The organism is Nocardioides dilutus (assembly GCF_054779555.1).
In genome coordinates this window covers 12,921-29,201 of record NZ_BAAGYA010000001.1, presented here as the reverse complement: position 1 = coordinate 29,201, position 16,281 = coordinate 12,921, and the positions used below count along the sequence as shown (strand labels likewise).

At 69.5% G+C, this 16,281-nt stretch carries 18 protein-coding genes and 1 tRNA gene; 12 read left to right on the top strand and 7 right to left on the bottom strand.

Annotated elements, in window-relative coordinates:
• Positions 1 to 77 precede the first annotated feature (77 nt).
• Together ACYVC6_RS00160 and ACYVC6_RS00155 are read left to right on the top strand one after the other, a co-directional pair.
• Complete coding sequence (locus ACYVC6_RS00160; protein WP_460709712.1) at positions 78 to 440, top strand: hypothetical protein; 363 nt, start codon at positions 78 to 80, stop codon at positions 438 to 440.
• Positions 440 to 838 carry a hypothetical protein gene (locus ACYVC6_RS00155; protein WP_460709710.1) on the top strand — a complete coding sequence of 133 codons (399 nt, stop codon included), beginning with the start codon at positions 440 to 442 and terminating at the stop codon, positions 836 to 838. Before ACYVC6_RS00160 ends, ACYVC6_RS00155 begins: the two co-directional genes overlap by 1 nt.
• Before the next feature lie 31 nt (positions 839 to 869).
• Here the strand turns inward: ACYVC6_RS00155 and ACYVC6_RS00150 are convergent, their stop codons facing one another.
• Positions 870 to 1,967 (bottom strand): 2-oxoacid:ferredoxin oxidoreductase subunit beta, encoded by a 1,098-nt coding sequence (locus tag ACYVC6_RS00150; RefSeq protein WP_460709708.1) that lies wholly within the window; start codon positions 1,965 to 1,967, stop codon positions 870 to 872.
• 1 nt (position 1,968) lies between these two features.
• Positions 1,969 to 3,906 (bottom strand): 2-oxoacid:acceptor oxidoreductase subunit alpha, encoded by a 1,938-nt coding sequence (locus tag ACYVC6_RS00145; protein ID WP_460709706.1) that lies wholly within the window; start codon positions 3,904 to 3,906, stop codon positions 1,969 to 1,971.
• Between the two features lie 268 nt (positions 3,907 to 4,174).
• On the opposite strand from ACYVC6_RS00145, the gene ACYVC6_RS00140 reads away from it, so the two are divergent.
• From ACYVC6_RS00140 to ACYVC6_RS00120, 5 genes are read left to right on the top strand one after another with little or no spacing between them, the layout of a single operon-like run.
• Positions 4,175 to 5,221: a sulfate ABC transporter substrate-binding protein gene (locus tag ACYVC6_RS00140; protein WP_460709704.1), complete on the top strand. Its 1,047-nt coding sequence runs from the start codon at positions 4,175 to 4,177 to the stop codon at positions 5,219 to 5,221.
• A 6-nt stretch (positions 5,222 to 5,227) separates the two neighbouring features.
• Positions 5,228 to 6,109, top strand: coding sequence for a sulfate ABC transporter permease subunit CysT (gene cysT, locus ACYVC6_RS00135; protein ID WP_460709702.1), 882 nt, complete (start codon positions 5,228 to 5,230; stop codon positions 6,107 to 6,109).
• Positions 6,102 to 6,911, top strand: a complete 810-nt coding sequence (locus ACYVC6_RS00130; protein ID WP_460709700.1) for a sulfate ABC transporter permease — start codon at positions 6,102 to 6,104, stop codon at positions 6,909 to 6,911. The genes cysT and ACYVC6_RS00130 overlap by 8 nt, the downstream gene beginning before the upstream one ends.
• A gap of 10 nt (positions 6,912 to 6,921) precedes the next feature.
• The gene (locus tag ACYVC6_RS00125; RefSeq protein WP_460709698.1) at positions 6,922 to 7,884 is read left to right on the top strand and encodes a sulfate/molybdate ABC transporter ATP-binding protein; all 963 of its coding nucleotides are present in this window, start codon (positions 6,922 to 6,924) and stop codon (positions 7,882 to 7,884) included.
• A gap of 14 nt (positions 7,885 to 7,898) precedes the next feature.
• A complete protein-coding gene (locus ACYVC6_RS00120; protein ID WP_460709696.1) occupies positions 7,899 to 9,029 on the top strand; it encodes a geranylgeranyl reductase family protein in 1,131 nt (376 codons plus the stop codon).
• Here ACYVC6_RS00120 and ACYVC6_RS00115 read toward each other — a convergent pair.
• Positions 9,004 to 9,489, bottom strand: coding sequence for an SRPBCC domain-containing protein (locus ACYVC6_RS00115; protein WP_460709694.1), 486 nt, complete (start codon positions 9,487 to 9,489; stop codon positions 9,004 to 9,006). The genes ACYVC6_RS00120 and ACYVC6_RS00115 overlap by 26 nt on opposite strands.
• A gap of 70 nt (positions 9,490 to 9,559) precedes the next feature.
• Here ACYVC6_RS00115 and ACYVC6_RS00110 point away from each other — a divergent pair, with 70 nt between their 5' ends.
• Entirely contained in the window at positions 9,560 to 10,489 is a 930-nt protein-coding gene (locus tag ACYVC6_RS00110) for a glutaminase (protein WP_460709692.1), read from the top strand.
• A gap of 36 nt (positions 10,490 to 10,525) precedes the next feature.
• On the opposite strand, the gene ACYVC6_RS00105 is transcribed toward ACYVC6_RS00110, so the two are convergent.
• On the bottom strand, positions 10,526 to 11,017 hold the full coding sequence (locus ACYVC6_RS00105) for a YajQ family cyclic di-GMP-binding protein (protein ID WP_460709690.1): 492 nt from the start codon (positions 11,015 to 11,017) through the stop codon (positions 10,526 to 10,528).
• 125 nt (positions 11,018 to 11,142) lie between these two features.
• On the opposite strand from ACYVC6_RS00105, the gene ACYVC6_RS00100 reads away from it, so the two are divergent.
• A tRNA-Tyr gene (locus ACYVC6_RS00100) sits at positions 11,143 to 11,225 on the top strand.
• Positions 11,226 to 11,310: 85 nt separating this feature from the next.
• On the opposite strand, the gene ACYVC6_RS00095 is transcribed toward ACYVC6_RS00100, so the two are convergent.
• Entirely contained in the window at positions 11,311 to 11,991 is a 681-nt protein-coding gene (locus ACYVC6_RS00095) for a DUF305 domain-containing protein (protein ID WP_460709688.1), read from the bottom strand.
• 75 nt (positions 11,992 to 12,066) lie between these two features.
• Positions 12,067 to 12,486 carry a PRC-barrel domain-containing protein gene (locus tag ACYVC6_RS00090; RefSeq protein ID WP_460709686.1) on the bottom strand — a complete coding sequence of 140 codons (420 nt, stop codon included), beginning with the start codon at positions 12,484 to 12,486 and terminating at the stop codon, positions 12,067 to 12,069.
• A gap of 148 nt (positions 12,487 to 12,634) precedes the next feature.
• Between ACYVC6_RS00090 and ACYVC6_RS00085 the strand changes: the two genes are divergently transcribed.
• Genes ACYVC6_RS00085 through ACYVC6_RS00075 form a run of 3 tightly spaced genes read left to right on the top strand, consistent with a single transcriptional unit; the run spans position 12,635 to position 15,365 of the window.
• Positions 12,635 to 13,342, top strand: a complete 708-nt coding sequence (locus ACYVC6_RS00085; protein ID WP_460709684.1) for a response regulator transcription factor — start codon at positions 12,635 to 12,637, stop codon at positions 13,340 to 13,342.
• Positions 13,339 to 14,718: a HAMP domain-containing sensor histidine kinase gene (locus ACYVC6_RS00080; protein ID WP_460709682.1), complete on the top strand. Its 1,380-nt coding sequence runs from the start codon at positions 13,339 to 13,341 to the stop codon at positions 14,716 to 14,718. Before ACYVC6_RS00085 ends, ACYVC6_RS00080 begins: the two co-directional genes overlap by 4 nt.
• Positions 14,715 to 15,365 (top strand): GerMN domain-containing protein, encoded by a 651-nt coding sequence (locus ACYVC6_RS00075; protein ID WP_460709680.1) that lies wholly within the window; start codon positions 14,715 to 14,717, stop codon positions 15,363 to 15,365. The genes ACYVC6_RS00080 and ACYVC6_RS00075 overlap by 4 nt, the downstream gene beginning before the upstream one ends.
• A gap of 7 nt (positions 15,366 to 15,372) precedes the next feature.
• Here the strand turns inward: ACYVC6_RS00075 and ACYVC6_RS00070 are convergent, their stop codons facing one another.
• Positions 15,373 to 16,083 carry an STAS domain-containing protein gene (locus tag ACYVC6_RS00070; RefSeq protein ID WP_460709679.1) on the bottom strand — a complete coding sequence of 237 codons (711 nt, stop codon included), beginning with the start codon at positions 16,081 to 16,083 and terminating at the stop codon, positions 15,373 to 15,375.
• Positions 16,084 to 16,281: the final 198 nt, after the last annotated feature.

Sequence of the window (16,281 nt, the reverse complement as noted above, 5' to 3'; positions counted from 1 at the left end):
TGCGAGTTTCGGCCAACGTCCGCAAGGATAGGGTCAGGCCGACGGGTAGCGGACCCGTCCCGACGCAAGGGGATCACATGCGCAGCAGCAAGTTCGTGACGGCCTTCGTGGCCCTCATCCTCGGCCTCTCCCTCATCGGGCTGGTGGCCACGCCGGCCCAGGCCGCGAAGCCCAAGCACGACCTCACGGCCACCCCCGGCACCTCGGCGACCGGCAAGACCTACATCAGCGGCAAGGCCGCGACCCTGCCCAACAAGAGCGTGACCGTGCAGCGCAAACTCAAGGGCGGCGTCTGGAAGTTCTACAAGAAGGCCCCCACCAACAACAAGGGCAAGTACAAGGTGTTCGTCAGCGGCCCGAGCCAGTCGTGCTTCCGGGTCGTGGCGCCGGCCAACAAGAAGTACCGCCAGGCCAAGGTGTTCGTCGGCTGTCTCCAGTAGTGCAGCCCGGGCGTCCCAGCGCGTTGGTCGCGGTGGCGCTGGCAGCGACTCTCCTGTCGCTGCCGGCGCAGGCCGCGCCGGCCGCTGCCAAGAAGCCGCGACACGATCTCACGGTCTCGGCCAAGGAGATCGGCGACGACTCCTCCAACAGGTTCAAGATGTTCGGGTCGGTGCCGACCTACCTCGGCAAGGACCTCAAGGTCGAGCGCAAGGTCAACAACGGCACGTTCGAGCCGTGGTCGACCGACACCACCTCAGCCGACAAGGGCCGGTTCAGCTTCCGCATCTACGGCGGCAAGGTGGGCAGCACGATCTGCTACCGCGTCGTCGTGCCCGCGACGAAGGACCACCGCCGGACCAAGGGCCGGGCGTCCTGCATCGAGACCAAGCCCGCTTAGGACACTAGAGCCAGGCTGAGGACTCAGCGACTCAGTTGACCGTCCAGGTGTCGCCGCCGCCGATCAGCGCGGCGAGACGCTCCACCGGGTCGCCCGGAGTCGCCTCGCGGGCCCCGGCGATCTGGGCGCGGGCCCCGTCGTCGTACGTCGGGCGCTCGACCTGACGGAAGATGCCGATGGGCGACTGGTTGAGGTAGCCCAGCTCGGTGAGGCGGGAGATGGAGAACGCGAGCGTCGGGTCCGGGTTGCGCGCGTTGTGGACGAGGATGCTGTCCAGGCCGACGTCGGCGACCAGCGCGACCTTGACCCCGCCGGTCTCGCTGTCGCGGATCAGGCCCTTCTCCTGGCCGGCGCCGAACAGGATCGGCTCGCCGTGGACGAGCGGGATGATCGCGTCGGCCTTGGTCTCGTTGTCCTTGATCGCGTCGAACGCGCCGTCGTTGAAGATCGGGCAGTTCTGGTAGATCTCGACGAACGACGTGCCCCGGTGGGCGGCCGCGGCGGACAGCACCGCGGTGAGGTGCTTGCGGTCGGAGTCGATGGTGCGCGCGACGAAGGTCCCCTCGGCGCCCAGCGCGAGCGAGACCGGGTTGAACGGGTGGTCGAGCGAGCCCAGGGGCGTCGACTTGGTGACCTTGCCGGCCTCGGAGGTGGGGGAGTACTGGCCCTTGGTGAGGCCGTAGATCCGGTTGTTGAAGAGGAGGATCGTCATGTTGACGTTGCGGCGCAGCGCGTGGATCAGGTGGTTGCCGCCGATGGACAGCGCGTCGCCGTCACCGGTGACCACCCAGACCGAGAGGTCCTCGCGGGCGGTGGCGATGCCCGTCGCGATCGAGGGCGCCCGGCCGTGGATCGAGTGCATGCCGTAGGTGTCGAGGTAGTAAGGGAACCTCGACGAACAGCCGATGCCGGAGACGAAGACGATGTTCTCGCGGCGCAGGCCGAGCTCAGGCAGGAACCCCTGCACGGCCTTGAGCACGGCGTAGTCGCCGCACCCCGGGCACCAGCGGACCTCTTGGTCGGAGGTGTATTCCTTGCCGGTCTGGGGCTGGTCGCTGGTGGGGACGCCCTCGACACCGGAACGGAGTCCGGGGAACGGCAGCTCGGTGCTGTGCTCGGTGCTGGTCATCTCAGACCTCCTCTGCGGGAGCGGTGGTCAGGTCCACCTCGACACCCTCGGCCTGGGCGACCAGACCACCGATGGCCTCGGCGAGCTCAGCGGCCTTGAGCGGCAGACCGCGGACCTGGTTGTAGCCGATCGCGTCGACGAGGTACTTGCCGCGCAGGAGCAGCGAGAGTTGGCCGAGGTTCATCTCGGGCACGAGCACCCGGTCGTAGCGCTCGAGGATGTCGCCGAGGTCCTTGGGGAACGGGTTGAGGTGGCGCAGGTGCACCTGGGCCACGTTGTAGCCCGCCTTGCGGACCCGGCGTACGCCGGCGCCGATCGGGCCGTACGTCGAGCCCCAGCCGATGACGAGCACCTTCGCCGCGCCCGACGGGTCGTCGACCTCCAGCGGCGGGAGGGACTCGGCGATCCGGTCGACCTTGGCCTGGCGGGTGCGGACCATCAGGTCGTGGTTGGCGGGGTCGTAGGAGATGTTGCCGTGGCCCTCGCCCTTCTCGAGACCGCCGATGCGGTGCTCGAGACCGGGGGTGCCCGGGATCGCCCACGGACGGGCCAGCGTGTCCTCGTCGCGGAGGTAAGGCCAGAAGTCCTTCTTGGTCTCCCCGTCGGGCCCGGGCGCGAGCTCATGGTTCGGCTCGGTGGCGAAGTCCGGGTCGATGGTGGGCAGTGATGCGACCTCGGGGATCCGCCAGGGCTCCGAGCCGTTGGCGAGGTAGCCGTCGGAGAGCAGCATCACCGGGGTGCGGTAGGTGACCGCGATCCGGATCGCCTCGAGCGCGGCGTCGAAGCAGTCGCCGGGCGACTGTGGCGCCACGATCGGCACCGGTGCCTCGCCGTTGCGGCCGAACATCGCCTGCAGCAGGTCTGCCTGCTCGGTCTTGGTGGGCAGGCCGGTGGAGGGGCCGCCGCGCTGGACGTCGATGACGACCAGCGGCAGCTCGGTCATCACCGCGAGGCCGATGGCCTCTGACTTGAGCGCGATGCCCGGGCCGGAGGTCGTCGTGACGCCGAGGTGTCCGGCGAACGATGCGCCGATGGCCATGCCGACGCCGGCGATCTCGTCCTCGGCCTGCACCGTGCTCACGCCGAACGCCTTGTGCTTCGACAGCTCGTGGAGGATGTCGGAGGCCGGGGTGATCGGGTAGGACCCGAGCAGGATCGGCAGGCCAGACTGGACGCCGCCGGCGATCAGGCCGTAGGCCAGCGCCAGGTTGCCGGTGATGTTGCGGTAGGTGCCCGTGGGCATCGGGGCCGGCTTGACCTCGTACTGCACCACGAAGGTCTCGGTGGTCTCGCCGAAGTTCCAGCCGGCCTTGAACGCCGCGATGTTGGCGTCGCGGATGGCGGCGACCTTGGCGAACCGCTTCTCCAGGAACGCGATCGTGGTCTCGGTGGGGCGGCCGTACATCCACGAGAGCAGCCCCAGGGCGAACATGTTCTTGGCCCGGGCGGCGTCCTTGCGGGACAGGCCGAACTCCTTGACCGCCTCGACGGTCATCCCGGTCAGGTCGACCGGGTGGACCGCGAACTCCCCGAGCGGGTCGTTGGCGTCGCCGACGAACTCGAGCGGGTTGGCGTCGTAGCCGGCCTTGGCGAGGTTGCGCGCGGTGAAGTCGTGGGTGTCGACGATGATCGCCGCGCCCTTGGGCAGGTCGCCGAGGTTGGCCTTGAGGGCGGCCGGGTTCATCGCCACCAGCACGTCGGGTGCGTCGCCCGCGGTGAGGATGTCGTGGTCGGCGAAGTGCACCTGGAACGAGGACACCCCCGGCAGCGTGCCCTGCGGTGCCCGGATCTCGGCGGGGAAGTTGGGCAGCGTCACCAGGTCGTTGCCGAACGCCGCGGACTCCTGGGTGAAGCGGTCGCCGGTGAGCTGCATGCCGTCACCGGAGTCACCCGCGAACCGGATGATCACCCGGTCCAGCTGCTTGACCTGCTTGGACACCTCGCGCCCACTCCCTGCTTGCTGCGTCTCGGACCCCTGATCGTACCCGCGGTATGTCCAAGAACTGAACTCGTTCCAGTTTCTGCGCGGAGGGCCGGAACTCACGATAGTCGGCGCTCGGGGCGTGTCTCCTCGAACCTTCGGTCGTGGACACGTGACGCGAGACGCGCCTGGTCAATTCGCATCTAGACACCTAAGTCGCCTATGCTTATCGACTTAACAGACGACTGCTGCGTTCGGGAGCGGCACGACCGGAAAGAGAAGGCGCATGAGGAAGAACGTCAAGGCTGCGGCCGCGCTGGTCGCCGCCGGGGTGCTGGCCCTGAGTGCCTGCGGTGGGGACGCAAGCGGGGAGAGCGGCGATGGCGAGGCCATCAACTACACCGCGTTCTCCATCATGGAGGCCGCCAACGAGCAGGTGTTCGAGGACTTCAAGGCCACCGACGCCGGTGACGGTGTCGAGTTCGAGGGCTCCTACGGACCATCGGGTGACCAGAGCCGTGCGGTGCTCGCCGGCGCCGACGCCGACGTCGTGCACTTCTCCCTCGAGCCCGACATCACCCGGCTCTCCGCCGAGGGTCTGATCGCCGAGGACTGGAAGGACAACGCGACCAACGGGATCGCCACGTCCTCGGTCGTGGTGATCGTGACCCGCGCCGGCAACCCCCTGGGCATCGAGGGCTGGGACGACATCGTCGAGCCGGGCGTCGAGATCATCACGCCCAACCCGGGGTCGTCGGGCGGGGCGCGCTGGAACATCCTGGCCGCGTGGGCCCACGCGACCGGTGGCACGGACGACGAGGCCGCCGGCACCGAGTTCCTGACCAAACTGCTCAACAACACCATCGCGCTGCCGGGCTCCGCCCGCGAGGCGACCACGGCGTTCACCGACGGCAGCGGCGACGTGCTGCTCTCCTACGAGAACGAGGCCATCCTGGCCAAGCAGAGCGGTGCCGACATCGACTACGTGGTCCCCTCGGACACCCTGCTCATCGAGAACCCGGCTGCGGTCACCACCGACGCCGGCGACGCGGCGAAGTCCTTCCTGGAATACATGACGAGCACTGAGGCCCAGGCGGTCTACGCCGGGTTCGGTCTCCGGCCCGTCGTGGACGGGGTGGAGATCCCCGAGGTCGAGGGTGCCAACGACCCTGCCGCCCCGTTCCCCGCCCCAGAGACGCTCTTCACCATCGACGAGGTGTTCAACGGCTGGGGCGAGGCCAACAGCAAGTACTTCGGTGACGGCGAGGAGGGCAACCCGCTCGGCATCATCACCAAGCTTCAGCAGGACCTCGGCAAGCAGGGCGAGGAGTAGACGACCATGTCGACCGCCCTCTCCGGGGCGACGATCGACACGACCGGGCCGGCGTCCCCCGAGGGACGCCGGCCTGGGCGTGCGAAGAGGTCGACCCCGCGCAACACGCTCACGGGCGGCGCCGGTCTGGGTCTGGGCATCGCGATGCTCTGGTTCAGCGTGCTGGTGCTGCTCCCCCTGTCCGCCATCGTCGCGCGCGCCGCGGCGGGTGGCTGGGACAGCTACTTCACCATCCTCCAGAACGACCAGACCTGGGCGGCGGTGACCCTCACCGTCCGACAGGCCGGGATCGTCACGGCCATCAACGTGGTGATGGGGACGGTCATTGCCTGGGTGCTGGTCCGTGACCGGTTCCCCGGCAAGGCAGTCCTCAACGTGATCATCGACGTGCCGTTCGCGCTCCCGACGATCGTCGCCGGCCTGGTGCTGCTCGCGTTGTACGGGCCCAACAGCCCGATCGGCGTCAACTGGGCGTTCACGCCGAACTCGGTCCTGCTGGCGTTCGCGTTCGTGACGCTGCCGTTCATCGTCCGGACGGTCCAACCGGTGCTCGAGGAGCTCGACGCCGACGTCGAGGAGGCCGCTGCCTCGCTGGGCGCCGGCCGGCTCACCATCTTCCGGCGGATCATCCTGCCGAGCCTGTTCCCGGCGATCATCGCGGGCGCGACACTCAGCTTCGCCCGGGCGATCTCGGAGTTCGGTTCCCTGGTGCTGCTCAGCGGCAGCCGGCCCTTCGAGACGGAGGTCGCGTCCGTGCGGATCCTGTCGTTCATCGAGAACGGCAGCTATGCCTCGGCCGCGGCCCTCGCCTCGGTCCTGCTCGCGGTGGCGCTGGTCGTCATCGTCGTGCTGGACATCGTCCAGAGGCGGGTGGCGCGCCGTGGTTGAGGTCTCCACTCCCGCTCGCTGGGCGCTGCGTCTCCTGGCCGTCGGCTACGTGTTCCTCCTGGTCGCGTGGCCCACCGGGCTGCTGGCGTTCCGCACCTTCGAGCAGGGTGCGGCCAACCTGCTCGACACCCTCCAGGAGCCTGACGTCCAGTCCGCGCTCCTGCTGACGGGCCGGGTCGCGCTGGCGGCGATCGTCATCAACCTGGTCTTCGGCGTCACCATCTCGATCCTGCTGGTGCGCTACGAGTTCCCGGGCAAGCGGCTGCTCTCGGCGCTGATCGACCTCCCGCTGTCGGTGTCTCCGGTCGTCGTCGGTCTCGCGCTCATCCTGGTCTACAACGGCCGGGACGGCTGGATCGGCCCGACGCTCGAGGACAACGGCGTTCAGGTCATCTTCCACACGCCGGGTCTGGTGATGGCGACGACGTTCGTCGCGCTGCCGCTGGTCATCCGTGAGGTCGTCCCCGTCCTCACGGAGATCGGCGACGACCAGGAACAGGCGGCGCGGAGCCTCGGGGCGACCGCACCGCAGACGTTCTGGCGGATCACCCTGCCCAGCATCAAGTGGGCGGTCGTCTACGGCGTCGTGCTGGCCACGGCCCGGTCCGTCGGCGAGTTCGGGGCGGTCAAAGTCGTGTCGAACAACATCAGCGGCAAGACCCAGACGGCCACCCTCATGGTCGAGGAGAAGTACCAGAACTTCGCCCAGGACCAGGCGTACGCGATCGCCTTCCTCCTCGTCCTCGTCAGCATCGCCTGCCTCGTTGTCGTCGCGCTGCTGCGACCCAAGACCGAAGAGTGAGAGAACAGTCATGAGCATCGACATCACCGGTGTCACGAAGAAGTTCGGCGACTTCGTCGCCCTGGACGACGTCAACGTCACCATCCCGACCGGCCAGCTGACCGCGCTGCTCGGGCCCTCGGGTGGTGGCAAGTCCACCCTCCTGCGGATCATCGCCGGGCTGGACAGTGCCGACGAAGGATCGATCAGCATCGAGGGCACCGACGCCACCCGGCTGCCGCCGCAGAAGCGCAATGTGGGTTTCGTCTTCCAGCACTACGCGGTCTTCAAACACATGACGGTGGCCAAGAACGTGGCCTTCGGCCTGGAGATCCGCAAACGCCCCAAGGCAGAGGTCGAACGCCGCGTGGAGGAGCTGCTGGAGCTCGTGCACCTCTCGCAGTTCTCGCACCGGATGCCCAGCCAGCTCTCCGGTGGTCAGCGGCAGCGGATGGCGCTGGCCCGGGCGCTCGCGGTGGAGCCGACCGTGCTGCTGCTCGACGAGCCGTTCGGGGCCCTGGACGCGAAGGTGCGCAAGGAGCTGCGCGACTGGCTGCGCCGGCTGCACGACGAGGTGCACGTGACCACGGTGTTCGTGACCCACGACCAGGAGGAGGCCCTCGAGGTCGCCGACGAGATCGTGGTCATCAACGAGGGTCGCGTGGAGCAGATCGGCTCGCCCGAGCAGCTCTACGACGAACCGGCCAACGACTTCGTCATGGGGTTCCTCGGCGAGGTCACTCGGTTCAACGGCCTCGTCGTCCGTCCCCACGACCTCGAGGTCGCGATGCGCCCGCTCGGCAACGGCGAGGTCGCCGGCACCGTGACCCGGGTTCTTCGGGTCGGGTTCGAGGTCAAGCTCACCGTCACCCTCGAAGGCGGTGACCAGGTCGTGGTCAGCATGACCCGGAGCCACCAGAAGCACATCGGGGTCGATGAGGGCTCCAGGGTGTGGCTGACGATGTCGAGGGGCGCGGTCGTCGTCCCGGTCTGAGTAGGTTCGGCGACGTGGATCAGTACGACGTCGCCGTGGTCGGTGCCGGTCCGGCCGGGAGCTCGGCCGCCCGCGCGGCCGCCGATGCGGGAGCGAGCGTCGTCCTCCTCGACCGCGCGCAGTTCCCTCGCTACAAGACCTGCGGCGGCGGACTGATCGGGCCCGGTGCCGGCGCCCTGCCCGCGGGTCCGCCGGTGCGAATGTCGATCACCCGCGCGTCGTTCACGCTGCGCGGCGGCAGGCACCAGGAGCGCACCGCGACGGCCCCCTTCCTCTCGATGACCGCGCGCAGCGAGCTCGACCAGTGGCTCGTCGACCGGGCCGTGGCCGCCGGCGCGGAGCTGCGCGCTCCGTGCCGGGTCGGCGACGTCGTCGACGGGCCGGAGCAGGTCGTCGTCCACACCGACCAGGGCCCGATCCGGGCCGACCACGTCATCGCGGCGGACGGGACGTCCAGCCGGGCCGCCCGGGAGGTCGGGGTGCGGCTGGCGCGCGTCGACCTCGGACTGGAGCTCGAGCTCGAGACGGGCGACCGCGGCGAGGAGTGGGCCGAGCGCGTCCACCTGGACTGGGGTCCGCTGCCGGGCTCCTACGCGTGGGTGTTCCCCAAGGGGGACTCGCTCACCGTGGGGGTGATCGCCGAGCGAGGGCGACCGGAAACGACCAGGGACTATCTCCGGGCGTTCGTGCGCGCCCAGGGCCTGGACCGGCAGCGGGTCCTGCACGATTCCGGCCACCTCACCCGTTGCCGCACCCCGGGCAGCCCGCTCGGCAGGGGCCGGATCCTGCTGGCGGGCGACGCGGCTGGCCTGCTCGAGCCCTGGACCCGGGAGGGCATCTCCTTCGCGGCCCGCTCCGGCTCGCTCGCCGGCGCCATCGCGGCGCGGGCCACCGACAACCTGCAGGCGGCGTACGCCGCAGCGATCCGCTACCAGCTGGTCCCGGAGATGGAGGCGGGTGAGGCCTGCCGGGTCGCGTTCGAGCGGCGGCCGGCCGCCTTCCACGCGCTCCTCACCGGCACCCGGGTCGGTTGGCGGTCCTTCGAGCGAGTCGTCAGCGGCGACACCACGTTGGCGCGGGCGATGCGGCACCCGTCGGTCCGGCTCGGGCTGCGGGCGCTCAGCCTCGGGTCGACGGGGGATTGAGGTCCTGCGCCCTGGCCCTGAGCCCTTCCGCGTGCCTGCGGAAACCGTCGGCGATCCGCGCCGGGCCCGCGAAGCGGGCCATGGGACCGGTCAGCTCCTGCTCGGTGGTGTAGACGGTCGGGCCGTCACCTTCCTGGCGCAGCCACTGGTGACGGATGCTGTGGACGAGTCCGAGCTTGTCCGGCAGGCCCTCGTAGGCGTACGAGAGCTTCGCCGTAGCCACTCCGTCCTCATGCAGCGGCCCCTCGAGGTCGGTGATCCGTTCCGGCGACCTGGTCGACCGCCCGTTGGCCCAGCGCACGTGCAGCACGACCCTCACACCGACCGCTGGCAGGGTCTCGCAGTCGATGCGGTAGACGAACGGGTTCCACTCGCCGTACGACGACGTGTCGAGCATGACCGCCCAGACCAGGTCGAGGGGCGCGTCGATCGAGGCGCTGGCGGCCGGGCGCGCGCTCATGTCTGCGAGACCCCGTTGCGGCGCGCCATGGCGCGGACTCTACGGGCCCTCACCGCACACAATGGCGACCATGACAACGACGTCGTCCCCCACGTTCGAGCCGGTCCTCCAACGCATCGCCGAGGAGATCGAACGGATCCCGGACCGCGGCCGGTCCGCCGACTACATCCCGGCACTGGCCGCCTGCGATCCACGTCGCTTCGGCATGGCCGTGGCGGAGCTCGACGGCACGGTGTACGGCGTGGGGGACTGGCAGGAGCCGTTCTCGACGCAGTCCATCACCAAGGTGTTCACCCTCGCCCTCGACCTGGCCCGGGAGGGCGACGCCCTCTGGGAGCGCGTGGGTCGTGAGCCTTCCGGCAACCCGTTCAACTCCCTGGTGCAGCTGGAGTACGAGAACGGCATTCCGCGCAACCCGTTCATCAACGCAGGAGCCTTGGTGGTCACCGACCGCCTCCAGACCCACACCGGCGATGCGGCCGGGGAGCTGCTCTCCTTCCTCCGTTCGGAGAGCGGCAACCCGGGCCTCGACTTCGACGCCCAGATCGCCGCCTCCGAGGCGGCGCAGGGCCACCGCAACGCGGCGCTGGGCCACTTCATGGCGTCGTACGGCAACATCGACAACGCGGTGCCGACCCTGCTGGACCAGTACTTCCGGCAGTGCTCCCTCATCGCGTCGTGCGCCGATCTCGCCCTCGCGACCACCTTCCTCGCCCGCCACGGTGTCCGCGCCGACGGCACCCGCCTGCTCACCCGGAGCCAGGCGAAACAGGTCAACGCGGTGATGCTGACGTGCGGCACGTACGACGCGGCCGGCGACTTCGCCTACCGCGTGGGCCTGCCGGGCAAGAGCGGCGTGGGCGGCGGTGTCATCGCCGTCGTGCCGGGCCGCTGCACGCTGTGCGTGTGGAGTCCGGGCCTGGACGAGCGGGGCAACTCCGTGGCGGGAGTGGCCGCATTGGACCTCTTCACGACGCTGACGGGTGTGTCGGTCTTCTGACCGCCAGGCGGGGCCAGGACCTGCGCACGCCCGGGTTCAGCGGTAGTTGGTGAACTGCACCGCGAAGTCGTAGTCCTGCTCCTTGACCAGCCGCTGCACGGCCTGGAGGTCGTCGCGCTTCTTGGAGGAGACACGCAGCTCGTCGCCCTGGATCTGCGCCTTCACGCCCTTGGGGCCCTCGTCGCGGATCAGCTTGCTGATCTTCTTGGCGTCCTCCGAGGAGATGCCCTCCTTGAGGGTGATCCCGATCTTGCTCTCGGTGCCGGACTGCCGCGGGTCGGAGGCGTCGAGGACCTTCAGGCTGACGTCGCGCTTGACCAGCTTCTGCTTGAAGACGTCGAGCACGGCGGAGGCTCGGTCGTCGGCGGAGGCGCTGATCTCGATCGCCTGCTCGCCCTTCCACTCGATGGTGGCGCCGGTGCCCTTGAAGTCGAAGCGGGTCGCGATCTCGCGGGCGGTCTGCCCGAGCGCGTTGTCGACCTCCTGGCGGTCGAACTTGCTGACGATGTCGAACGACGAGTCGGCCATGCGAGGGCTCCTTGTGGTGCGCTGGTGTAGCTCTGCTGATTCTCGGACGCGGTCCGCGCTGCGCTATTGTTTCGCCTCGTTGTCGCCCGGCCAAGGCCAGGTCGGGGCAGGGCGGTGACAACCCAGGCAGGTTGCCCGAGCGGCCAATGGGAGCGGACTGTAAATCCGTCGGCGTATGCCTACGCAGGTTCGAATCCTGCACCTGCCACTCTGTGATGTCTCAGGACATCGGCGACACCCGGACCTGCGGCCCAGGACCGGGTGTTGTCCATTTCGAGGACCTGGACGGCGGGTCAGGAGCGGGCTGCGGCAACTGCGGACGCTGCTCGAGCCTCATGGAGGGTCTGCAACGCCCTCACCAGGATGCCGATGAGGCCCAGCCCGGCGGCCTCTCCCTCGAAGTCGGGGACCGGACGTCGTCGGGCTTCCTCAGCAGTCGTGGCCGGGCCGTTGTCCTCGATGTCCTCGATGAGCCAGTCCATCTCCTTGATCTCCTTGCGCTGGGCTCTGATGATCCCGTCCGCCAGCTCGCGCACCCGGACATCGTCGATGTCCGCACGCTCACTGGTGAGGATGGCGATGGAGTGGTGCGGGATCATGCCCTTCATGTAGGCCTGGTCATCGACCAGCGCCTGAGAGCGGGAGAGGTAGAGCGCGGTGCCGCCGAGCAGGAGCGCCATGGCCACCACCACCGCGTTGAGTGCCCGGTTCTTGTACATCATGCTGCGCATGAACGCGAGCATCACCAGCGCCATCGCTGCGCCCATCAGGAGCGCCATGTAGAAGCGCTCCTCGCTCCACCGGATGTGCTCGGTCGAGAAGGCGTTGGTGTAGGTCAGCGCGAACATGACCACCGTGGAGGTGGCGAGCATCAGCCCGAACCGGACGTACATCCGCCGTTCGTGTCCGGCGTGGGCCTTGGCAGCGTCAGTGCCACCTGCATCGCGGTCGCGCGTGGCGTCGGGTGACGTCATGGGTCCTCCTGGTGTGGCCGGGTGCGGTTCCTCGGGCGCCCGGCCGGCCCCAACGCGGAGATGCGCCGCGGGCCGTCACGGCCCCCCGGTGCGCCCGAGGAAGTAGGGATAGATGTAGCCAGGGCCCCAGAAGGGTGAGTACCCGTAACTGGCGCACATCTCACGGTAGGCCCGCGTGGGGTCGACCTCCGCGTCGGATCTGGCCAAGTGGACCTGCGTGTGAGGAGCCTCGATGTGCACCTGCTCGTCGACCCGGACGACGGCATCCACCGGGATCAGGCGCATGGTGGTCCCGAGGCCCAGGATCCCGCCGGAGGTCACGACGAGGAGTCTCGGGCGGCGTTCCTCGCGGTCGATGATCAGGTCATCGACCTTGCCCACGCGATGGCGGTGCGGGTCAACCACCGTCTGCCCCCGGAGGTCATCGGCCGGGTGCGCGAGTGTCAGGCCGCTGCACTCGAGGCTGACCAGTTCGATCTGGTCGGTGTGCGTCACTGTCTTGTCCCTTCCTCGCATCGTGCTTGAGACCCTGACAACCGGGCGTGACGGTAGCGTCGTCGGGTTGTTTGCAGTCTCGTGACAATCGGCGGCCTCACCACTGCCTCGGCCTGAGGGGCTGGGCCGCGGTGGGACCATGGCCCGCATGGCGACCCGGGTCCTGGTGCTGGAGGACGACGCGGGCCTGCGCGCCTCCCTGCGGATGGTCCTGGAGGACGAGGGCTATGACGTCATGGAGGCCTCTAACGCCGAGCAGGCCCTCGAGGCGGTCGCCGGCTGTGACGTCGACCTGATGCTGGTCGACCTGATGCTCGGGGGCATGGACGGGTTCTCCTTCATCAGGCGCGCTCGTCCTGCGACCGAGGCACCCATCGTCGTCGTCAGCGCCAGGGATGGTGTCGACGACATCGTGGCGGCCTTGGAGGTTGGGGCCGACGACTATGTCACCAAGCCTTTCGACGTGGCAGAGGTCAAGGCCAGGCTCAAGGCCCTGCTGCGGCGACCGTCCATGGGAGACACCGGACCGGCGGAGACCCAGGACGTGTTCGTTCTCGACAGCCAGAACGGCCCACTGGTCTTCGACCGGGGTGCTGGGGCGCTCACCCGCGGGAGCCAGGAGATCCACCTGACCAACACCGAGTACCGCGTGTTGAGCGTGCTCGCCGACAACGCGGGGCGGGTGCTCAGCCGCTCCAGCCTGCTCGAGCACGTCTGGGACGCCGGGTTCTTCGGCGACGAGCGGATCGTCGACGTCCACGTACGACGACTACGCAAGAAGCTCGAGCTCGAGCCCAGCGCCCCCATGACAGTGGTCACCGTGCGCGGGCTCGGCTATCGACTCGATCTCCGATGAGGCCGGCCGGCGCCACCCGAGGTCTGCGTTCGACGGTCACGCTCGCGTTCGCGATCGGTGCGCTGGCGCTCTCGTCAGCGCTGGCGCTGGGAACCTACTTCGTCTCGCGGCACCTGCTGCTGGACCAGCGCGAGCGGACGGCGACGCGCCAGGCCTTCGCGGACGGGGCGCTGGTCCGAGACAGCCTGCTGACGTCGGGGGCCCAGGTCAGCGACGTACTCGGCTCCCTCTCACCGCCGGCCGGAGCCGTCATCTACGTCCGCCGGCACGGTGAGTGGTACTCGTCATCCTTGGACAGCGCCGGTCCCGAGCTGACCTCTGCCGTGCAGCCGATCGTGGCCGAGGGGTCCGTCGGCGTCGCCTGGACGGACAAGACGAACCCGCACGCAGTGGTGGTGGGCATCCCGCTCCCGGCCGTCGACGCCGAGTACTACGAGGTCTCGGTGGCCGAAGAGCTCGATCGCACCTTGTGGACACTCGGCCTCGCGCTGGCCGTCTGTGCGGGCCTGACGACGGTGGCCGGGGCGCTGCTCGGACGCGCATCGAGTCGCCGAGTGCTAGCTCCGTTGGGCGAGGTGACCACGGCAGCGGTCAAGGTCGCGGCAGGGGACTTGGGCGCGCGTCTGAAGGACACCGACGACCCCGACCTGGCGGTCCTCGTCGGCTCGTTCAACCACATGGTGGATGCGCTGCGCGAGCGCATCCAGCAGGACGCACGCTTCGCCGCCGACGTCAGCCACGAGCTGCGCACTCCTGTCACGACCTTGACGACCAGTCTCAGTCTTCTCCAGGACGCTCCCGACCTCTCCCCCCGGACGGCACACGCCGTGGAGCTGATGGCCGACGAGCTCGCTCGGTTTCGCCGTGCGCTGGCCGACCTGCTGATACTGGGACGCCTCGACGCGCACGTTCACGAGGCCGAGCCGACCGTCATCGGAGCCCTCACCCTCGTACGTCAGGCGCTGCTGTCGAGCGACCGCCCGCTCGGTGTCCTGGACGCTGGTTCCGCGGAGACCTCGGGCCCGCTGGTCGAGGTGGACCGGTCGCAGATGGTTCGTGCGCTGACGAACCTGTTCCAGAACGCCGACCTCCACGGCGGAGGCCTGACCGGCGTGCGCGTGGTGGACCACGGTCGGTTCGTCGATCTGTGCGTCGAGGACCGCGGCCCCGGCGTTGCCCCGGCGGACCGGAGGCGGATCTTCGAGCGGTTCGCTCGTGCGGGCGGCGAGAAGGTCGGCACGGGCAGCGGGCTCGGGCTGAGCATCGTGGAACAGACGGTCCGCAACCTCGGCGGGGACGTGTGGTGCACGGCCCGAGCGGGTGGCGGCGCGAGCTTCGTGATGAGGCTGCCGACCACCGAGGCGGAGCCCTCGTGAGCCGGCGGCGGCCGGGGCGCACCGCGACCACGGTGGCTGCTCTGCTCGTGACCGCGCTGCTGTCGTCGTGCGGCCTGCCGGGGGAGGGCTCGGTCACCAGGGTCGACGGCGAGACCGTTCCCTACGACCTGCTCGAGTCCGGTGCTCCGTCGTCGCGCGATGCGGAGGGCAGCCCGGTTCCCGGGCCCGTGCCGATGGTGTTCTGGCTCGTCGGCGACGAACGTCTGGTTCCGTCGGCGGCGGGGGCCTCGTGTGACCAGCCGCCCGAGCTCGCCGCCGCGCGTCTGCTCGAAGAGCTCGCGGCGGGGCCCACCGAGGACGCTCGTGCCGCCGGACGTTCCACCGCGATTCCACCCGAGTCGGCACTCACTTTGGTTGACGTCGCGGAGGGCACAGCCCAGGTGGCGGTCGCCCCCGAGACGCCCATCAGCGCGGAACGACTGCCGGCCGCCGTGGGTCAGATCGTGCTGACCGTGACGTCCGTAGCGGGCGTGGGGTCTGTGCTGATCGTGAGCAGCGCAGGCCCGGTGCAGGTGCCGCTTCCGGGGGGTGCCCTGACGGGCGGCCCGGTCACAGCCGAGGACTACTCATCGCTCCTGCCCGACCGGTTCGAGCAGCTGCCGGTCGGCTGCCCCGAGACTGAGTGACTCCGGTTCAACGTGTGTCGAGGACCATCCACTGGACCGGTCCCCAGGCGTTGGTCGAGAAGCCCCAGTCCTCCGCCAGGGCGTCGAGAGTGCCCGTCGTGGACTCGAGATCCCCACTCGCTCCGGCGGGCCGGGCGGTGGCCGAGCATCCCTTCCACCTGACGTCGACGCGGACCCGGTCGAGGTCAACCCAGCGGACCGCGATCGTGACGCTGCGCGGGTCGAAACGGAGCCCGTGTGTGATGGCCGCCAGGACCAGCGCCCCGAGCCTGCTGACGGAGGCGGCCGGCAACGCCCGGTCCCGAGCCCACCTGCGGGTCAGTTCCTGCGCCGTGCGCGCGACGTCGGGCCCGCACACGAGGTCCAACCGCGTCACCCCGACCTCTGGAGCCGAGTCGGCCTCGCGGAGGCCCTCGTGTTCGTCCGGGGCCACCTGGGGCTGCGGCTTCGTCGCCAGCATGCCCAGGAGCCCGCTTCGGTGCAGCGTGTCGGTGAGGCGGCGGTCCGGTGCGCGCAGGGCCACATCCACCCCGCGTGCCGAGGCACGCTCCCGGACGCACATGAGCGCGGCAATCGTCGAGGAGGAGGTATGCATCGCCCCGTGAAGGGCGGAGAGGTCGACGACCAGGGTTCGCGGGCCACCTTCCAGCAAGAGGTCCACCTGGCGCTGGACCTCGTCGAGCTGGTGCAGCCCCGTGCGGTGGAGGTCGAGCACCACCTGGCCGGGCGAGCCAGTCCCCGGCGGATCCGCGTCCCGGGTATTCGCGAGCCCCCGCGAGGGCGATGGCCTCAGAACGTGCCCCAGCACGTTTGAACGCTCCATGGCGAACACCGTCGCAGCGCTTTGTGACAAGCCACCGGTACGTGACATTGCAGCCTCATGACGATCCGCGGACGAGGTGCGAGCACTTCGTCC